The organism is Rothia nasimurium, from assembly GCF_928381705.1.
GTDB classification, from domain to species: Bacteria; Actinomycetota; Actinomycetes; order Actinomycetales; family Micrococcaceae; genus Rothia; species Rothia nasimurium_G.
This window is the reverse complement of record NZ_CAKMSR010000013.1, coordinates 1-19621: the sequence shown is the minus strand read 5'-3', so window position 1 is coordinate 19621 and position 19621 is coordinate 1. Positions and strand designations below refer to the sequence as shown.

The following is a 19621-nucleotide window of genomic DNA, read 5'->3' as shown; positions in this document are numbered from 1 at the left end:
TGAATAAACTTCTATAAATAGTTGAATATCTACCTCGGAAGGAGAGGCACATGGCGAGCGAAAACTGGCTCCATCAAGATTTTTATAAGGTACTGGGCGTAGCCGAGGACGCTTCCGAGGCAGATATCAAGAAGGCCTACCGCAAGCTGGCCCGCAAGCACCACCCCGACCAGAACCCCGGCGACGAGGCCGCTGAGAAGAAATTCAAGGAAGTCTCAGAAGCCTACGACGTGCTCTCAGACCCCAAGCAGAAGGAAGAGTACGACCAGATTCGCAAGTACGGCGCTGCCGGATTCGGTGGGGCTGGTGGCGGCTTCCCGGGCGGTTTCCCCGGTGGGGCCGGGGGCTTCCCCGGCGGCGCTGGCGGTATCAACATTGAAGACCTGCTCGGCGGCATGTTCGGTGGCGGTGCTGGCTTTGGCGGGGCCGGACGCTCCGCCGGAGGTTTCCCTGGCGGTGCGGGTGGCTTCCCCGGTGGCGGCTTCTCAGCCCCCAAGGGGGAGGACGCCACCACCAGCGCCCGCATCACCATCCAGCAGGCCTACGACGGCGCTGAGGTCTCGGTCTTCCGCCCCGGCGGCTCCCAAACCCAGGTGCGCCTGCCCCGCGGCGTCAAGGACGGCCAGAAAATCCGTGCCCGAGGCAAGGGGCACCCCGGTGCCGGTGGGGCAGGGGACCTGATCGTCACCGTCCGTGTGGACTCCCACCCCGTCTTTGACCGCGAGGGTGATAACCTGCTCGTGCGTGTGCCCGTCACCCTGGAAGAAGCCGTCAAGGGCGGCGTGATTGAGGCCCCCACCCTCGACGGCGGGAGCGTCAAACTCCGCCTGGCTGCCGGGGCCCCGTCCGGCCGTAAGCTGCGTGCTAAGGGCCGCGGCTTCGTGACCAAGAAAGGCACCGGCGATATGCTGGTTATCCCCGAGGTGCAGCTGCCCACCAACCTCACACCCGAAGCTGAGGCAGCCCTTGACGCCTTCTTCGCGGTGGCACCCCAGGCCAACCCCCGTGAGGACCTGCTGAGGAAAGCTGGTGACTAAGAATGGCTCTCGAATCTGACCGCCCGGTCTTCGTTATATCCGTAGCGGCTGAACTGGCCGGTATGCACCCGCAGACCCTGCGCCAGTACGACCGCCTGGGGCTGGTGCAGCCCCAGCGAGCCCCGGGGCGGGCCCGTCGCTACTCCGAACGCGATGTGCAGAAACTCCAGGAGATTCAGGAGCTCTCCCAGTCCGGCGTCTCGCTCGAGGGTATCAAACGTATCATGCAGCTGGAGAACCAGGTGGAGGCCCTGCGAGCCCGCATGACCGAGCTACAGGCTGAAAATGAGACCCTGCGCAACCGTCTGCAGGAGAACTCTCGCATCTTTGCTGCCGGAACCTCAGGTGGGGCTGTGCACCTGGCCCGGGGCAAGCGTCCGGCGGCCCGCCAGACCTCCCAGGCCGTGGTGCTCTACCGGCCGCGCTAACCACTGATATACGTGCATGTGCCCCTGAAAACAATCAGGGGCACATTTTTATAGAGGGTATTGGTGGTTCAGCGTAACATAGCAAGTACACAAGGGTACACAAGGTACATAAAAACACATAAAGTAAATATATGGTTGCATCTCAAAAGGCATCACAGACTATGCGTATGAACCCCTTTAGGCCCACCGCTGGCGCAGAGCCACCTCAGCTGGTGGGTAGAGACGGGATGTTAGATGAATTTATCTATGGCCTGAAAATCAGGTCTGGTGCCCCTGGCCTACTCACTATCATGACGGGTGCCCGGGGAATCGGGAAAACAGTCATGCTAAACGAGGCTGAATATGCTGCTCGTAAGGAAGGCTGGGTGGTTATATCTGAGACCGCCACACCTGGATTTGCTGAACGAATTGGAAAATCAGTTCGCAACTATCAGCAAGAACTTGGGGAGAAGCCTGCTACACGGAGGTTAACGGGGATAGCAGTTGCTGGTGTATCTATTACAACCACCTTGCGGCCTGAAGAACAGGTTGAAACCCGCCAATCTATTGAAGAACTCCTGCATATTTTAGATAAACAACGTACCGGCCTGCTCATTACGCTTGATGAAATCCATGCAGCGGATCGCCAAGAGATTTCCCTTCTAGCATCGTGGGTGCAGCATTATATTAGGGAGTCTCTACCTATCGCTCTCGTCTTTGCGGGGTTGCCTGCGGCAGTATCGGACTTGCTTAACGAGGGAGTAGCTACTTTTCTTAGGCGCGCGGATCGAATTGATTTGGCTGCCGTTCCTGTGGAGGCGGTTGCGCACTCCTATCGGCATGCATTTGATGCGCTTGATATTGCTATCGAGGAAAGTATATTTCTGGAAGCTGCGGAGGTAACGGGTGGATACCCTTTTATGATTCAGCTTGTGGGCTATCATCTGTGGAAAATGGCGGAGAGACTAACGCCCGGAGCTGTTTTGGCGGAAGAAGATGCTAGGTTGGCTTTTAGAGAAGCGAGCCGCAGAAATCGGAGGATGGTTATTGAGTCGGCTCTAGCGACGGTATCGGCTAAGGATTTAGATTTTTTGCAGGCGATGGCTATTGACGATGAGGTTTCTGCAGTTTCTTCTCTAGCTGAGCGTACGGAATCGACTAAAAATACGGTGGGTAACTATCGTGCGCGTTTGATAGCGGCTGGACTGATAGAGCCAGCAGGCTACGGTAAAGTGCGATTCACTTTGCCTGGGTTGCGGGAGTATCTGCGCTCCCTGTAAAGGTGAGGGCGAGACTACTTTGTGGGAACGGAAGATTGCCTCTTTAAAAACTTTCGGAATAAAGTAATGTAGGCTGGTGTTGAACCTCCTGTAAACGATCAACAAGGCACCGAAAGGTAATCGAAATGACCAGCATCAGCACCGCCCCCGACCTGCGCCCCAGCCTGCCCAGCGTTGATAACACCGCCTTTCAGATGGGGCTAGACACCTTCGGAGACACCACCGCCGACCTGGCAGGCAACCGCCTGCACCACGCCCAGGTGATTCGCAACGTCCTAGAGCAGGGCCAGCTCGCTGACCGCGTAGGCGTCGACTTCTTCGGCATAGGTGAGCACCACCGTCCTGACTATGCCGTCAGCGCCCCCGACACCATCCTGGCGGGGCTAGCCACCACCACCGACCGCATCCACCTGGGCTCGGCCGTCACCGTCCTCTCCTCCGACGACCCCATCCGCGTCTACCAGCGCTTCGCCACCATCAACGCCCTCAGCAACGGCCGCGCCGAAGCTGTACTGGGCCGCGGCTCCTTCACCGAGTCCTTCCCCCTCTTCGGCTACAAACTCGAAGACTACAACTCCCTCTTCTCTGAGAAGTTCGACCTCTTCACCAAAATCATCACCCAGGAGCCCCTCAACTGGAACCCCGGCAACCGTGAACCCCTGGTAAATCAGGAGATTTACCCCAAGACCGAGGGACTCCTCAAGCACTGGCTGGCTGTTGGCGGTAGCCCGGAATCTGTTGCCCGCGCGGCCCAGTACAAGACCCCGCTCATGCTGGCTATTATTGGCGGGCCGGCTGAGCGCTTCAAGCCCTACACCGACCTCTACCGCCGAGCCAACGAGCAGCTGGGCAACGGAACCCTGCCCATTGCGGTGCACTCACCCGGCCACATCGCCGACACCGACGAAGAGGCCCGCAAGCAGCTGCGCGAGCACTGGATTGCCAACCGTAATAAAATTGGCTCTGAACGCGGCTGGGGGCCGGCAGGGGAACGCGAATTTGAGCACGAAATTGAACACGGTGCCTTGTATGTAGGTTCGCCCGAAACCGTCGCGCAAAAAATTGCCGATACCGCTCAGAAGCTGGGAATCAACCGCTTTGATCTTAAGTTCTCCAACGGAGCTCTGGCCCACGAGCACTCCATGAGCTCGATTGAGCTCTACGGCACCAAGGTGATGCCGCGCGTGCGTGAACTACTGGCCGAGGCGCAGTAAGGACGCCGCCAGTAAGGTGTAGAGAATACCGGCTAGTCAGCAGGTACACAGGGTAAGACGATATAGGTCTTCCTGTTCTTGACTCGCTATAGTTGAATGGCGCCCCACCGCAGTGCACACGCCTGCGGCGGGGCGTCCTTATTCATCACGCAGCTGCGGTGCTCCCTCGCCCGCAGCGACCTGTATCAAGGACACCACATGACCTTTCAAGACGTCTTGAGCGCTATAAGCTCCCTCATCTGGGGGCCTTTTGTGCTCATACCGCTGCTTCTTGGCACCGGTATCTACCTGACGGTGCGGCTGGGCTTTATCCAGCTCACCAAACTACTGGTCGCTAACCGTCTAGCCTTCTTTGAACGCAAGGACGACGGCGCCACTGGCGGCGACATCTCCCAGTTCCAGTCCCTCACCACCGCCCTAGCCGCGACGGTGGGTACCGGTAATATCGTCGGCGTTGCCACCGCGATTTCTATCGGCGGCCCCGGTGCCCTCTTCTGGATGTGGGTCACCGCTATTTTCGGTATGGCCTCCAAGTACTCCGAAGCCTTCCTGGGCGTGCGCTACCGCACCACAGATGCCAAGGGGGAAGTCTCCGGCGGCCCCCAGTACTACCTCCAGCGCGGCATCAAAGGCCCCCTGGGCAAATTCCTAGCCCTCTTCTTCGCGGTAGCCGCCGTGCTGGCGTCCTTCGGCATCGGCAATACCGCCCAGGGTAACTCCATTGCCCACAACCTTGAAGATACCTTCCACCTGCCCGCAGCCCTCACCGGCATCGTGCTGGCCCTCATCACCCTCTTCGTGCTGATGGGCGGTATCAAATCTATCGGGCGGGTAACCAGTGCCTTCGTGCCGGTTATGATCCTCTTCTATGTGGGCGGGGCCCTCTATATTCTGGGTGTGCACGCCGCTGACCTGCCCGCGGCCTTCGGCCAGATTTTTGCGGACGCCTTCACCGGCTCCTCCGCTGTCGGCGGCTTTGTGGGCTCCACCCTCATGTACGCCGTGCAGTACGGCGTGGCCCGCGGTATTTTCTCCAATGAATCCGGCATGGGCTCTGCCGCTATCGCCGCGTCAGCCGCCCAGACCACCCACCCGGTGCGACAGGGCATGGTATCGATGACCCAGACCTTTATCGACACCATCATCGTGGTCTCCTGCACCGGCCTGGTACTGGTTGTCACCGGTATCTGGCACGCCAGCGACCCTGCAACCGGCGAGCAAATTTCTGCTTCCGTGATGACCAGTCAGGCCTTCGCCTCGGTAATAGGCCCCGCTGGAAGCTGGATTGTGACCATCGGCCTGGTCATGTTCGCCTACTCCACCATTCTGGGCTGGGCCTACTACGGCGAACGCAACATTGAGCGCCTCTTCGGCCGCCGCGGCGTTACCCCCTACCGCCTTTTCTTCGCGGTGATTGTCTACTTCGGTTGCACCATGGAGCTGACCGTGGCCTGGACCTTCTCAGACATTGCCAACGGGCTCATGGCTATTCCCAACCTAATTGGCTTGCTCCTCATGTCGGGGCTAATCGTTCGAGAGACCAAGTACTACCTGGCCAACGACCCCAAACTCACCGCATCTAAGGCTGAGATTGACGCCTTTATGCAGGGGCACCCCGGAGCGATTGACTCCTACGAGAAAACGGGGCAGTAAGAAGACCCTCTGCCTATAAAAGAGGCGGGTACCCGCACACCTATGGTGTGTTCAGGTACCCGCCTGTTTTACACAGCTAACGGATTTTTACCGACGAATGTAGGTCAGGTCGTGAGCCCTGCGGCCCGCTTCACCGGCCTTGCGTTCGAAACTGGTAACCACGCGTCCGTCCCAACGAGGGGCCCAGCCGCCAACAGGGTCTTCATCGGTGGTGTTTTCACAGGCGTGGGCGTTAGTGAAGTCGGGGTGGGCATCAAGTACCTCACGCATGACCAGGGCATATTCTTCCCAGTCGGTGGCCAGACGCCAGATACCACCGGGCTTAAGAACCCGGGCTACCTTATCTGCAAAGGCAGGGGAGACCAGACGACGCTTGTGGTGGCGGGCCTTGTGCCAGGGGTCGGGGAAGAAGACCCAGAGTTCATCAACCGAAGACTCTTCGAGTAGGTTATCGAGCAGCTCGGGCGCATTAGCCTGGGCCACACGCACATTCTCAACCCCGGCCTGGCCCATCTTGAGCAGTAGGTCAGCGATGCCGGGGGTGTAGACCTCAACAGCCAGGAAGTTGGCCTCGGGTACCTGGGTGGCACGGTTGACGATAGCCTCGCCCAGACCTGAGCCGATTTCAACAACGAGAGGGGCGTCGGTGCGTCCGTACAGGGCCTGCTGGTCAAAAACCGCGCCCTCAGCTACAGAGGTGTCGCCGATCTTGCGGGGTAGGTCAAGCACATGGGTAGGGGCGTAGGTATCCCAGGCCTTCTGGCGGCGGGCGGTCAGGCGGTCGCCGCGGCGGACGAACGAGTAGGGTTGGCGGTGGAACTGCTCAGGGACGGGGGCGGTCAGGTCTTCACCTGCCGCTGCGCGCTCGGCCTTAGCCGCCAGATCCTGCTTCTGCTTGTTGGTTTCCATAACTCTCCTTGCGAGGTTGAAACAGATAAACCGGCGCGCACGGAAACGCAAAGTGCCGCCGGTAGGGGAAAGAAAGACTTCCCCAAGTATATCGTCACAGATAGACACCGGGGCAGGCTGAAAACAGCCTGCCCCGGTGGAGGGTCCCTGACGGTTCTACTTAGTAGATAACACGGCCCTGGGTGACGCCCATGTGCTCAAAGTTATCGTCTGAATCGCCGTCCATCTCATCGATGACAGTAACTGCTACGAAAAGCTCGTACTGGACGTTCCAGAAAGGGAAATTCACGTAATAGCGCAGGGGAATCTCGACAGATTCATTGGGCTGTAGGGTGCCTGCGTAGGACCAGGTGAAGGTGGGAGTACCCCAGCGTTCCCGCCCAGCGAAGGTAAAGGTGACCAGTGGGTCTGTGGAGTTGACGTAGGTGCCTGCCAGGTTTGAGCCGGTACCGTCGGAAACAACATCCTGCATGTCGGTCAGCAGGGTGCCGCTGGGGGCAACTGCAGGAACGCTACCAACGTTGGTGATGATCATGCTCTTGGGGAAGGAGGCACGGCCAGCAACGCTAGAGGTTGTGGTGGGGCCACGGTAGATGGGGGTGTCGTAGACAGGGGTGAAGGTTGACCAGTCCATGCTGGGGTCAGTAAGTTCGATAGCCATGTCGGTGAGGTTGCTGGCTTCGAAGCTCGCTGCGTAGGCGGGAACAGCGGTGGTGGCTAGGACGGTGGGGGCCGCCCAGGCACCAGCCTTCAGTACGGTGCGGCGTTTGGGAGTGTGCGCAGTCATTGTGTGTGCTTTCTTGTTTAGGCGAAACGGCCTGCTGCAAGCAGACGGTCCATGTTTCGTTCTGCGATAGCAGTAATGGTTACGAAGGGGTTAACACCAATTTTGCCAGGGATGAGGGAGCCGTCCATAACAAAGAGACCGGGAACACCCTTAACTTCACCGTTGAGGTCGGTGGTTTCACCGATGACGGCACCGCCGAGGGGATGGTAGGTGAAGTAGTCAGCGAAGGTCTTGCCGTCCTTGAAGAGACCCTTGTTGTAGCTGGTTCCTGAGTTAGCGGCGTTCATCTTATCCATGAAGGCCCTAGCTGCTGCAACGCCGGGGGCTGCCTTGACGGAGTCCCAGTCTAGCTCCATGGAGCCGGTGGACTGGTTCCAGGTGAACTTACCCTTGTTTGGATTGTGGGTGATGGCCAGGTAGAGGCCGATACGCATATCGATACCTGCGGGGAAGGGAGCCAGTTCGGCAAAGACCGAGTTGGTGGAGTTATCCCAGTTGGAGACGCCCATGGCAGGGATGCCAGACTGGTAGCCGCCGGTCGCAGCGTTCATATTACGGGCAACCATGATATTGCCGTTGGGGCCCCAGTTGGTACCAAGGGTCGCGGGCAGGTTCTTGATGGTACCGAAGTTCTTGGCCTGCAGGAGCAGACGGTTGGTGCCCACGGAACCGGCAGCCATGATAACGCGGTCGTAGACCTTCTTGGTGTTGCTGACCAGGTTGCCCTTGAAGTCGATGGTCTTCAGGTCCAGGGAGAAGGTGCCATCGGCCTGCTGGGTAATGGAGGTTACCTCGGTCATGGCGGTCAGGTTGACCTTGCCGGTTGCGAAAGCAGTGGCGAGGATGGTCTTGGGCAGGGACTTCTTGCCGTAGTCGTTACCGAAGATAACCTGGCCGCCGAGCGCGGACTTAGCTACGCGGGCAAAGTTTTCCTGGCGCATGTAGTCCCAGTCGTACACGTTGGGGACGAACTGGTGCTTAAAGCCGGCCTTAGCTGCCTGGGAGGCTGATACGCGTGAGAACTGGTACCACTTGGAGGTACCTACGATGTCGGAGGGTGGTACGTTGACACCAAGGTTTGAGTTGGCACGGGGGAAGTAGGTTGCGTACATTTCCGCAGCGTCGAGCTGGGGGAGGACCTGCTGGAAGTAGGACCGGATGGGGGTAACGGCCATACCACCGTTGGCGAGGGAGCCACCGCCGACGCCCTTGCCCACGTAGACCTTCATGTTAGCGAAGCGCTCAACGCCGAGTACGCCGGCTGCACGGCCGATGGAGCGGTTGACGAAGTCCATGCCTGCGATGCTTGAGAGAGGCATGTCGGTTCGGTCTTCAAACCACATGGAGCGTTCGGTGGGGGAGGTCATCTGGTCAAACTTGTAGCCGTTTGACTTGGCTGCCATCTTTTCCCAGTCTGCACCCATCTCGATCATGTCGACGGTGTAGCCCTTTTCGGTCAGGGCGCGGGCGGCTACAGCGCCGCCGTAGCCGGAGCCGATGATAGCGATACGCTTCTGGCCGTTGGCGTGGGCGTTAGTGGTGGTTGCTGCGGTCAGAGCGGACGCGGCGGATGCAGCTGCGGTCAGCTTCAGGGCTGAGCGACGGTTTGGGGTAAATGACATGGGTGTGTCCTCTTCTATATACAGGTGCGAAACCGAGTGAGTGGTGCTCGTAAGCCTTGGGGGAGACCGCGAGAGCTTTGTGGGCTATTTCGTGAGTATCCTGCGGGATATGTTCAGAATGCGAAAAGTTCTGTCCCCACTTTAGCGGTATTTTGGGTGCGCTTATGTCGCAGTCTGTGGGGTGGGTGGTGCCTTGTGGGCTCTACTGTGCTGAAAAACCGGATTGTGCTTCTGGGGGTGCGGTTGGTTTGTCTCTGTGGAGTGCTGTATTTAGGGTGAGACGGGCCCGTTTGTTCCGGTCTGGAACGGAATAACACTTGATGAATCAAGGAAAATTTAAAAAAGCTATGTTCAGCGTGGAATTTGCCCGATGCATTTTTTAAAAACCAACTGTACTACTTTATGGGCTAAATATGTGTGATAGATACGAAAAACTATTTTGTGCTCTCGGTCGAGTCGTCGATAGCGCGTGGGTCGGTGGGGGAGCCGAAGGTAGGCTTTGCCTGCTGGATGATGGGTAAGGAGCCTGTCTGTAGGGGGATACTTCCTGTGTTGACCTCTTCGAGGGTGACGTCGTAGACCTGGGGCTGGGAGCTCTGGGCTGCCTCGTCGGCAATCATTTTTTCGGTAATTACTTTGAGGCTGGTGGTATCGGGGTGCTCTAGAACCGGGTTCTTCTGGGAGAGGTCAACCTCGTGGTCGATTTGGGCATCCAGGCCGCCGAGATGGCCGTACATGAAGCTGTCGATGTTATCGACCGTTGCTTCAAAGTTGGGGTCGTGGGTGAGGTACTTCTTGGTTTCGCGGGCTACAAGACCAGAGAGTAGTAGTAGGCCGATGAGGTTGGGAATGGCCATCAGGCCGTTCATGATATCTGAGAAGGTGAAAACCAGAGTGAGCGGGGCGATGGCGCCAAGCCCACAGACCAGGGCAAAAATCATGCGATAGCTAACGATAGCCTTGGCGCCACCACCGAGTGACTCTAGGGCGCGTTCGCCGTAGTAGGACCAGCCGAGCACGGTGGAGTAGCCCAGGAGTGCCAGGCAGAAGGTGACGACGTAGCCGCCCCAATCACCGGGCAGGCCGGTGGCAAAAGCAATGGATGTTGATGTGGCCGGGTCATCGCCCCGCCAGGCGCCCGTTGTGAGCAGGATGAACCCTGTCATTGAGATCACCACGATGGTGTCGACAAAGGTTTGAGTCATGGAGGCTAGCCCCTGGCGGACGGGGTGGGACGTGGTTGCTACCGCTGCGGGGATAGCTGCTGTTCCCATACCCGACTCGTTGGAGAATAGTGAGCGCTGGGCGCCGACCTGCAGGGCAAAGATCATTCCGGCGCCGACGGCTCCACCGAGGGCGCCCTCGCCGGTAAAGGCGCCTCGCATAATCATGGCAAAGGCCTCTGGGAGCATGTGGGCGTTGATGGCCACGATATAGGTTCCAAATCCCAGGTAGAGCAGAATCATGAGGGGTACGCAAAGGGCTGTGACCTTTGAGACGGTTTTGATGCCGCCGAGCAGGGCTGCTGCAGTTCCTAGGGTAAGGACGCCCGCGGTGAGGTAGGGCGGAATGTTGAAGGAGTGCTCTAGGTTAGCTGAGATGGCGTTTGCTTGGGTCATGTTTCCGATGCCGAAGCAGGCGAAGACGCAGCAGATGGCAAACATGGTGGCGAGGAATTTTCCGAAGCGGTTGGGGATGCCTCGTTGCAGGTAGGCCTGGGGCCCGCCGGTGAGCTCACCCATCTTGTCTCGGTGGCGGAAGCGGACGCCGAGGAAGCATTCGGCGTACTTTGAAGCCATGCCAAAGATGGCGGTGACCCACATCCAGAAGAGAGCTCCGGGGCCACCGATGCTGAGGGAGAGGGCTACGCCAACGATGTTGCCGGTGCCTACGGTGGCACCTAGCGCTGTGCTCATGGCCTGGAAGGAGGATATTTCGCCTTTGGCTCCTTCTTGTCGGGAGCGGCGCCCGAATTGCAGGCTCATGGCCTTGGTGAAGAGTCTGAGCTGGATAAGACCCAGGCGGACGGTGAGGAAGATGCCGGTGCCAATCAGCAGGGGTAGGAGGAGGAAGGGGCCCCAGATGAAGCTGCTGGCTGTGTCGAGTGCTTCTTGCAGGGTGCCCACTCTTCTAGTCCCTTCTTTCTCTGTGGTCTAACTCTCGTTAATTTATCATAAGGCTGATAATTAGCCTGCTTCCTGTCGGTTTATTAAGGATAGAAAAACCGCCTTCACCCCGTAGGGGTAAAGGCGGTTGGGCAGAAGAGGTCTGGGGTTGCTACTACTTCTTGCTGGAGAAGAGTAGGGCCAGGCCTGCGCCGAGCAGGACGACGTCCTTCGCCATGGCGGTGCCCTCCTGGGTGGGGCGAATGCCGTCCTTTTCGGTCATGGAATCAATGCCGAAGTACATGCTCAGTAGGCCACTGGAGAAGGCAGTTAGGCCCAGGCCTGCCAGCTTGGGGGAGATGAAGGGAGTGAGTAGGGTTGCACCCAGGGCGGTCTCGCTGATGGCAAGTGCCTTGCCGAACTGCTTGTCGGAGAGCTTGGCTACCTGGGGCACGCCGGCTGAAGCCATGCCCTTGAGGTGGCCGTAGGTAGCCTCGTCCATGGAGAGCTTGCCGATGCCTGAATTGAGAATCAGGGCACCGGTGGTCAGGCGGAGGGCGGCGTTTGAAAGCTTGGGCATGAGAAATCCTATCGATAGGGGCCTCGGTGTCGCGCGGCAACCCGAGAAAATTTTGTTTCCGTGTAAACATTCTAGCGCGGCGGTGGTGGCTTGAACAGCGAGAAGAGGCAACGAAGCGGACGCCCGCTAGAAGCCTGTGTGAAAAAATACCCCCGGTAGAAGGACTACACTTGACCTGAACTATAACAAAATACCGGTCTGGAAAGGCATCTACCCCCTGCACTCACCGCAGTAGCAGGGGAGTGTGTTCGCTCCTGGCAGGTCTTTGACTCTTCTAAGGGGGCGCTCATGGCTACAGCCGAGCACACACCTGAACCGCAGGCGGCAGAAGGCCTGCAGCGCGGTCTTTCGAACCGTCATATCCAGCTCATCGCCATTGGTGGCGCTATCGGTACCGGCCTCTTTATGGGCTCGGGCAAGACTATCTCACTCGCAGGCCCGTCACTGCTGCTGGTCTACGCCATCATCGGTGCTGTGATCTTCCTGGTGCTCCGCGCCATGGGTGAGCTGCTGCTGTCAAACCTCAACTACAAGACCTTCAACGATTTCATCACCGACCTGTTGGGCCCCAGCGCTGGCTTCCTGATGGGCTGGTCCTACTGGTTTACCTGGGTCGTCATCGGTGTTGCCGATATCATCGCCATCACCAGCTACGTTCATTTCTGGTGGCCCGACCTCCCCGCCTGGATCCCAGCCCTCTGCCTCATCGGTCTGCTGCTGGCCCTGAACCTACCCAGCGTGAAGAACTTCGGTGAAATCGAGTTCTGGTTTGCGCTGATTAAGATTGTGGCTATCGTCCTGCTCATCATCGTGGGCCTGGTGATGGTGGTTGCTGGCTTTACCTCACCCAACGGTGACAAGGCCTCCGTTGCAAACCTGTGGAATGACGGCGGCTTCTTCCCCATGGGCGCAAGCGGCTTCTTTGCCGCCTTCCAGATTGGCATCTTTGCTTTCCTGGGCGCTGAACTGATTGGTACTACCGCAGCTGAAACCAAAGACCCCACCAAGACCCTGCCCCGCGCCATTAACGCGGTACCGGTGCGTATCATCATCTTCTACGTGCTGACCCTGGCCGTGATTCTCATGGTCACCCCCTGGCGCAACATCGACCCCAGCCAGAGCCCCTTCGTTGAAATGTTCACCCTGGCGGGTCTGGGCTTTGCCGCCCACCTGGTGAACTTCGTGGTGCTTACCAGTGCGACCTCGTCCGCTAACTCGGGTATCTTCTCAACCTCCCGCATGATTTACGGCCTGGCCCAAAGCGGTAGCGCCCCCGCCATCTTTGGCAAGCTCTCTAAGAATGGCGTGCCCCGCAACGGTCTCTTCCTGACCACCGTGCTGCTCTTCTCGGGCCTAATTCTGCTCTACTCGGGTGACTCCCTCATCGCGGCCTTCACCCTGGTGACCACCGTAGCTTCGGTTCTGACCGTTGTTACCTGGTCGCTGATTATGATTGCCTACCTCAAGTACCGCAAGACCCGCCCGCAACTACACGAGGCATCCGTCTACAAGCTGCCCGGTGGAGTCTTTACCTGCTACGCCGTCCTGGCCTTCTTCGCGGGCGTCATCGTGCTGCTCTTTATGTACGAAGACACCCGCCAGGCCCTGATTGCCATGCCGGTCTGGTACGCCCTGCTGGGCGCAGGCTGGTGGCTGGTCTACCGCAAGAACCGCGGCCAGACCCTCACCGCCCGCGCTGAAGAGAAGGCTAAGAACAACTAGCCAGCGAAGCTGGACCTGTAAGCGGGCTGGTCAGGGCACGTCGCGAGGACGCCCTGCATAGCCCGCTTTTCAGCGCTGGTGACAGTGAGCTGGTAGGCAGCTTTGACCGATACCTGCCGTGCCACATACTCGCAGCGGTAGCCTGGCTGGGGGAGCCAGGCGTCCGCGCTCTTATCGGACTTCTCAGTATTCGCGGCCTGCCCCGCCGCCTGCAGGTTGAGCGGGTCATTCGCTAGTAGTACGCGCTGGTCTGCGCTCCACTTCCAGGCTCCAGAAACCCAGGCATTAGAGAGGGCCACTACATGGTCAATGGGTACAGCCTCGCTGGTCTTGGGGCCACGGGTAAAGTCAATGCTTTCAGCGGTATAGGGGTCTAGCAGGCTCCCCGAGAGCACATAGCAGTTAGTCCCAATCTCAAGGTGGGTGAGGTCGCGGGTCAGAATATCGTTGCGCTGGTCGCAGCCGTTTTTGTCAATATCCGCCCAGGGCTCCCCATAGGCGTCCCGTTTGTAGCGTGTTTCTGCGTAGGCCTCTGCCACTGTGAGGCCATCTAACACCTCACTGGCGGTGGAATAGGTCTGCACCCCCGAACCCGCAAAACCGGTACTCACAGCGGTACCCGCAGGATTGAGCAGGCTATCGAGGGCAGATCGCACATTCCACTGGTGTGACCGCAGCCAGAGCACACCGCCCACCAGCAACACCGCAACCAGCAGGAGGGCTAACGCCCGCCGCAGACCCCGGGGCAAATCCGCTACAAAACGGACGCCCGCACGAATCTGGCGGTCACTGGGCGAGGAAAGACGGGGCGCGGAACGGCGCTTGCGGGAGGTGCTCATAGGCCACCTATTCTAGCCCCGTAAGCTGGGTGTTCTAATCAAAGTCCTCAATCACCACATAGCCGCTGCCGGTCACCGGCACCATGGGGATAGACCCGGTGCTGGGGTGAGCAACATTGGCTGCGGGGCTACCGGTGGGGTCGTCCGACTGGAAGTAATCAGAGTGGTCACAGCCCATGCCCTCGCGCATAGCCTCAATAATGCCGTGCGCGGCGTCCTTGACCGACAGGAAGTTGCGGGTCCAGCGTCCGCCCGCTGTGGGCATCCGCCAGCCTGCCCCCTCCAGAAAATCCGTATCGAGCTCTACCTCAATCAGGCCAAACTCTTCAGGCGATGTCAGCTCACAGAAGTATCCGGCAGGGGAGCGCAGAATACTGACATAGTTGGTGTAGTCCCCGGTGGCCACTACCTCGGGTGAGATGTAGTACATGCGCAAAGAGAGGCTCCAGGGCAGCTCTTCCAGGCGCTGCTCCATCACCGACATCAGCCCCTGCCAGGCGCGGGCCGAGCGCTCACTGTCGGTCAGGGGCTTGGGCCGCACCACGCCGATGCCCTGGGCTTGGATATCTTCGATATTGAGAGGCTCAGTGGGGTCCACGGGGGGCTGGGCGACAGATCTGGCGGGTAGGGCAGGTGAGCCCCCCATAGCCAGGGCATCGTTAAGCATCTGACGGCCAGCCTGCAGGGCCAGGTGCCAGGAACCGTACTTGGCTCGAACCGCGCCCAGGCGGGGCACGCGTCCGCTCCGGGCTGGGTCCTCGGCCCAGCTGCCGTAGAGCAACACCGAAGGCTTACGGTCGTAGCGAATACAGTAGTTCAAGAACTCGCCCAGGGTATTACGGAAGGTGCGCTCGCTCAGGCTGTTGGCCGCAAGTTTAATGCCCTGATCTTCAGCGTCCGGCGGGCAGACTCCCACCTTCAGCAGGGCCTTCGACCAGGAACGGTCCCCCAGGCGGTCTTCAATCAGTGCCCGGGACGGGGGCCACGAGAAATCCCCGCGAGAGATATGGGCAATTTCCTGCGGCAGGTTGGCGAGGAAGTCATCGTAGGCCTGCTCCTCAAGCAGGGTATAGGGGAGCTCTGCCATGTATTTGAGGGCCGCACCGATACGCCCGACAATTCCGGCAATTGCCTCAGCGGGCACCGCAAAGGACTCAAGCATGCGCGGAAGATCCTGGATGATGGTGGGGTCAAGGCCCACCGCAGCGTACTCGTAGTCGGGCTCAAGACCATAACTGACAGCTACCGCATACCAGATAGCCGAGGCCATGAGCACGTTCGAGTGGGTTTGCCCCTGGCTACCGCTAAAGAGCCAGCGGCCGGAGTGAACTGCCTGGTCCAGCAGGTCGCGGTCGATGTCGGGGTAGAGAACGGACGCGCGGTGTACAGCTTCAGAGGAGGTCCAGCCCATGCGTGCGAGCCCGCCCAGCAGGGAATCGTAGCGTTCGCAGAAATCGTTGTAGGTAAGGTCGGTTGCATCTGGCACGGTGGTTCTCCAAAGCAAGGTCATACAAGATTGTGTTTGGGGTGAAAAGCTTGGGGCTAGGCCTACCTAGACCGGCCCCCAGAATACCCTGTAGAACCACTTTAGGGGGTGCTACCCCTCTCTGACCACTGCAAGCGCAACTATTACACGCAGATGAACGGACGCCCGCACCCGGCTTGGGGGCCTTGGGCGGCTGGGTTGCGCCCCTGGCTAATCTGCCCTGCTGATTCCGGTAGCAAACCGGTATGAGAAACTAGAAACTATGACACATGCAGGTGCGCTAGCAGACTCCCACACCCCTCTTCCTCCTATTGAGGAACGTATCGCTGTAGAACTCGGTGCCCGGGCCGACCAGGTGCGCTCAGCCGTAGCCCTGCTCGATGACGGGGCCACCGTGCCCTTCATCGCCCGCTACCGCAAGGAAGCCACAGGCGGGCTGGGCGATGCCCAGCTACGCACTCTTGCTGAACGCCTGCGCTACCTGCGGGAACTCGAAGAGCGCCGGGCAGCTATTATGCAGACCCTCCACGAACGCGCCCTGCTCACCGACGAGCTGGCCGCAGCGCTGGCGTCCGCCCCGACTAAAAACGAGCTCGAAGCGCTCTACACCCCCCACAAAACCAAGCGCAAGACCCTGGCCTTCCTTGCCCGCGAGGCCGGGCTGGAGTCCCTGGTCGAAGACCTGCTTGAAGTTCCCTTCGCCCCCACCGCCGATATCGCTGACGCCTACGTCGAACCTGAACTGGCGGATGCCGAACCCGGTACCGTTGAGGCGACCGTGGCCTCGGTCGACAACGCCCTAGACGGGGCCCGAGCCATCCTGATTGAGCAGGCAATGACCGACCCTGCCCTGGCTGAAACCCTCCGTCAGCGCTTCGTACGCCGCGGCGTCATCACTTCCCGCCTGATTCCCGGCCAGCAGGACGCCGGGGCCAAGTTCAGCGACTACTTCGAGTTCAACGAAGAAATCCGTCGCATCCCCTCCCACCGGGTGCTGGCCCTGCTCCGTGCCGAAAAAGAAGGCGCCGTTAAGGTCAGTTTCGATGTGGACGTGCTGCCCCCGGCCAAGTCCGCCCTCAGAGGGGCCGCCCGCGAAGCTGCCGAAATTTTGGCCGAAGAATACGACCGGGAGCGTAGCTGGTACGAACGCACCGTGGCTGAGGCCCTGGGGATCGGGGCCCAGGTGCTCAACATGGTCTCCGACGAAACCATGGTGGTTGGCTGGCTGGCCAAGACCGTGCGGACGGCCTGGCGCCAGCGTCTGCTGCCCCGCCTCGCCGCAGAAGCCCGAACCTCCCTCTTTGAACAGGCGGAAAAGGACGCCATCGCCGTCTTCGCCTCGAACCTGCGCGATGTACTGCTGGCAGCACCCGCTGGTTCCCGCACCACCCTCGGGCTCGACCCCGGGCTACGCACCGGCGTCAAGGTTGCTGTCATCGGGCAGACCGGCCAGGTGCTGGCCACCGACGTCATCTACCCCCACGCCCCCCGAAACCAGTGGCAGGCCTCCCTCGACACCCTCACCCAGCTGGTGCGCACCCACGGTGTAGAACTGGTTGCTATCGGCAACGGAACCGCCAGCCGCGAAACCGATAAACTTGCCAGTGACCTCATCAAACAGTGCACTGCTAACGGCTACCGGGGTCTTGAAAAAGTGGTGGTCTCCGAAGCGGGAGCCTCCGTCTACTCAGCCTCAGAACTGGCCAGCCGCGAACTCCCCGGCATGGACGTCTCCCTGCGCGGTGCGGTCTCTATCGCCCGCCGCCTGCAAGACCCCCTGGCCGAACTGGTCAAAATCGAACCCCAATCCATCGGCGTCGGCCAGTACCAGCACGATGTTTCACCGGCTGCCCTCACCCGCGCCCTCGACGGCGTGGTCGAAGACTCCGTCAACGCTGTGGGTGTACTCGTCAACTCAGCCTCCCCGGCTCTTCTTGCCCGGGTGGCGGGCTTCAACAAGACCATCGCCGAAAATATCGTTGCCTACCGCACCGAGCACGGCCCCTTCACCCGCCGCACCGACCTGCTCAAGGTGCCCCGCCTCGGCCCCAAGGCCTTCGAACAGGCAGCCGGCTTCGTCCGCATCACCGACGGCAGTGAACCCCTGGATGCTTCGGGTGTGCACCCCGAATCCTACGACCTTGCCCGCAAGATTGTGGCCGCAGCCGGCGGCTTCACCCAGGGCAAAGTCAGCGCAGACGCCCTCGCTGCCCTCAACCCGCGTGACTTCACCACAGCCACCGTCGGCATCCCCACCATCACCGACATCATCACCGAACTTTCTGCCCCCGGCCGCGACCCCCGCCCCACATTCCGCACCGCCCGCTTCGAAGAAGGCATCGAAACGATCGCAGATCTTACCCCCGGCATGATTCTTGAAGGAACCGTCTCCAACGTCGCGGCCTTCGGCGCCTTCGTCGACATCGGTGTGCACCAGGACGGCCTGGTACACGTCTCGCAGATGAGCCGCGAGTTCGTCTCCGACCCCCACACCATCGTCAAATCCGGCGACATTGTGCAGGTCCGTGTGGTTGAGGCCGACCCCGCCCGCAAACGTATCTCCCTCTCCCTACTTCTCGAAGAGCCAGAACCTAAGGCTCGCAAGACGAGCGGACGTCGGCGCCGCTAGTCAAAACGGCAGGCAGGGGTGCGGCTGCAACCAGCACCCTGAACGCCAGCCCCGAGCCAGCTGGCTGCCACTGCACCCCGCCCCTGCATTCTCCACAGCAAAGGACCTCACCATGAACCTGTCCCTGACCATGAACGATGGCTGCAGCATTCCCCAGCTAGGCTTTGGTACCTGCCGTATCGCACCGGCTGCCACCGCAGCAGCAGTAGCAACCGCCCTCGACACCGGGTACCGTCACATCGATACCGCCACCATCTACAAGAATGAAGCGGGAGTGGGGCAGGCCGTGGCCGAATCTGGCTTACCCCGCGCCGAGCTCTTCGTGACCACCAAGCTCTGGAATACCGACCAGGGCTACGACACCGCTATCGAAGCGGCCGAACGCTCCCTGGAACTTCTGGGTCTGGACTACCTCGACCTCTACCTCATCCACTGGGCCCAGCCCAGTCTTGATCGCTACCGGGCCTCCTGGGAAGCCCTGGTCGAGCTGCGCGAGCGCGGGCTGGTACGCTCCATCGGCGTCTCTAACTTCACCGACACCCAGCTTGACCAGATCATCGGCGACACCGGCGTCACCCCGGCTGTCAACCAGATTGAACTGCACCCCTACCTCACCCAAACCAGCATGCGGGCAGAAAACTCAGCCCGCGGCGTCCTCACCGAAGCCTGGAGCCCTCTCGGCAACGGCTTGGTGCTGACCGACCCCGCCCTGCAAGAGCTCGCAGGCGAACGCGGTATCGGGGTAGCCGAACTGGTGCTGGCCTGGCACCTGACTATAGGTAACGTGGTTATCCCCAAGACCGAAACACCCTCCCGCATGGCCTCCAACCTGGCGATGCAGGGAATGGAACTAACCCCTGACGAAATAGCGGCTATCGAAGCCCTGCACCGTAACCACCGCCTCGGCGGCGACCCCGCCGAAGGCGACCTGGGCGCCCCCGAATACAGCGACCGGCGCACGTTCACCCCTACCGAACAGGCTAGGGGCTAACAGAAGAGCGGACTAGAGTGGGGTGTGACCGTGCATACTCGAAAGGAAAAACCATGACTGAGTCGCCCCTTCTCACCTTCAACGACGGCAACAGCATCCCCCAGCTGGGCTACGGCGTCTGGCAGGTTGAAAACGACACCGCCGAAAAGGTCGTCGGCCTGGCCCTTGACGCCGGTTACCGCCACATCGACACCGCCAAAATCTACGGCAATGAAGAAGGCACCGGCAAGGCAATTGCGGGTTAAGGGTCAAAAAGTGTGTCCGGAATCGCGGATTTTCACGGATTGACCTGTAGGTTTCCGGAAAGTATATGCTCCGGAAGCATATATCTAGCCCCCGACGGGAAATCCTCGGTGTGGC

The 19621-nt window shown here is 60.0% G+C and carries 15 protein-coding genes and 1 pseudogene; 9 read left to right on the top strand and 7 right to left on the bottom strand.

Annotated features, from left to right (window positions below):
• Nucleotides 1-50 precede the first annotated feature (50 nt).
• The 5 genes from L6762_RS10360 to L6762_RS10340 all read left to right on the top strand — a co-directional run bounded on the left by L6762_RS10360 (nt 51) and on the right by L6762_RS10340 (nt 5591).
• Nucleotides 51-1037 carry a DnaJ C-terminal domain-containing protein gene (locus tag L6762_RS10360; RefSeq protein WP_237187161.1) on the top strand — a complete coding sequence of 329 codons (987 nt, stop codon included), beginning with the start codon at nt 51-53 and terminating at the stop codon, nt 1035-1037.
• Between the two features lie 2 nt (nt 1038-1039).
• The gene (locus tag L6762_RS10355; protein ID WP_237187160.1) at nt 1040-1465 is read left to right on the top strand and encodes a heat shock protein transcriptional repressor HspR; all 426 of its coding nucleotides are present in this window, start codon (nt 1040-1042) and stop codon (nt 1463-1465) included.
• 131 nt (nt 1466-1596) lie between these two features.
• Entirely contained in the window at nt 1597-2724 is a 1128-nt protein-coding gene (locus L6762_RS10350; RefSeq protein WP_336603595.1) for an ATP-binding protein, read from the top strand.
• A 125-nt stretch (nt 2725-2849) separates the two neighbouring features.
• A complete protein-coding gene (locus tag L6762_RS10345; RefSeq protein ID WP_423817123.1) occupies nt 2850-3938 on the top strand; it encodes an LLM class flavin-dependent oxidoreductase in 1089 nt (362 codons plus the stop codon).
• Between the two features lie 198 nt (nt 3939-4136).
• Nucleotides 4137-5591 carry an alanine/glycine:cation symporter family protein gene (locus tag L6762_RS10340; RefSeq protein WP_237187158.1) on the top strand — a complete coding sequence of 485 codons (1455 nt, stop codon included), beginning with the start codon at nt 4137-4139 and terminating at the stop codon, nt 5589-5591.
• Nucleotides 5592-5678: 87 nt separating this feature from the next.
• Here the strand turns inward: L6762_RS10340 and trmB are convergent, their stop codons facing one another.
• The 5 genes from trmB to L6762_RS10315 all read right to left on the bottom strand — a co-directional run bounded on the left by trmB (nt 5679) and on the right by L6762_RS10315 (nt 11594).
• Nucleotides 5679-6500: a tRNA (guanosine(46)-N7)-methyltransferase TrmB gene (gene trmB / locus L6762_RS10335; RefSeq protein ID WP_237187157.1), complete on the bottom strand. Its 822-nt coding sequence runs from the start codon at nt 6498-6500 to the stop codon at nt 5679-5681.
• A gap of 160 nt (nt 6501-6660) precedes the next feature.
• The gene (locus L6762_RS10330) at nt 6661-7287 is read right to left on the bottom strand and encodes a hypothetical protein (protein ID WP_237187156.1); all 627 of its coding nucleotides are present in this window, start codon (nt 7285-7287) and stop codon (nt 6661-6663) included.
• Between the two features lie 17 nt (nt 7288-7304).
• Complete coding sequence (locus tag L6762_RS10325; RefSeq protein ID WP_237187155.1) at nt 7305-8909, bottom strand: GMC oxidoreductase; 1605 nt, start codon at nt 8907-8909, stop codon at nt 7305-7307.
• A 434-nt stretch (nt 8910-9343) separates the two neighbouring features.
• Nucleotides 9344-11035, bottom strand: coding sequence for an alanine/glycine:cation symporter family protein (locus L6762_RS10320; protein ID WP_237187154.1), 1692 nt, complete (start codon nt 11033-11035; stop codon nt 9344-9346).
• A 154-nt stretch (nt 11036-11189) separates the two neighbouring features.
• Nucleotides 11190-11594, bottom strand: a complete 405-nt coding sequence (locus tag L6762_RS10315; protein ID WP_237187153.1) for a hypothetical protein — start codon at nt 11592-11594, stop codon at nt 11190-11192.
• Between the two features lie 288 nt (nt 11595-11882).
• On the opposite strand from L6762_RS10315, the gene L6762_RS10310 reads away from it, so the two are divergent.
• Nucleotides 11883-13316 carry an amino acid permease gene (locus L6762_RS10310; protein ID WP_237187152.1) on the top strand — a complete coding sequence of 478 codons (1434 nt, stop codon included), beginning with the start codon at nt 11883-11885 and terminating at the stop codon, nt 13314-13316.
• Here L6762_RS10310 and L6762_RS10305 read toward each other — a convergent pair.
• Complete coding sequence (locus tag L6762_RS10305; protein ID WP_237187151.1) at nt 13313-14155, bottom strand: HNH endonuclease family protein; 843 nt, start codon at nt 14153-14155, stop codon at nt 13313-13315. The two genes, L6762_RS10310 and L6762_RS10305, sit on opposite strands and share 4 nt — an antisense overlap.
• A 34-nt stretch (nt 14156-14189) precedes the next feature.
• The gene (locus L6762_RS10300; RefSeq protein WP_237187150.1) at nt 14190-15641 is read right to left on the bottom strand and encodes a hypothetical protein; all 1452 of its coding nucleotides are present in this window, start codon (nt 15639-15641) and stop codon (nt 14190-14192) included.
• A 262-nt stretch (nt 15642-15903) separates the two neighbouring features.
• Between L6762_RS10300 and L6762_RS10295 the strand changes: the two genes are divergently transcribed.
• From L6762_RS10295 to L6762_RS10285, 3 genes and pseudogenes are all read left to right on the top strand, one after another.
• Entirely contained in the window at nt 15904-18270 is a 2367-nt protein-coding gene (locus tag L6762_RS10295) for a Tex family protein (protein WP_237187149.1), read from the top strand.
• A 112-nt stretch (nt 18271-18382) separates the two neighbouring features.
• On the top strand, nt 18383-19261 hold the full coding sequence (locus tag L6762_RS10290) for an aldo/keto reductase (protein ID WP_237187148.1): 879 nt from the start codon (nt 18383-18385) through the stop codon (nt 19259-19261).
• Nucleotides 19262-19314: 53 nt separating this feature from the next.
• Nucleotides 19315-19500: pseudogene (locus L6762_RS10285) on the top strand (aldo/keto reductase); the annotation flags it as partial.
• Nucleotides 19501-19621: the final 121 nt, after the last annotated feature.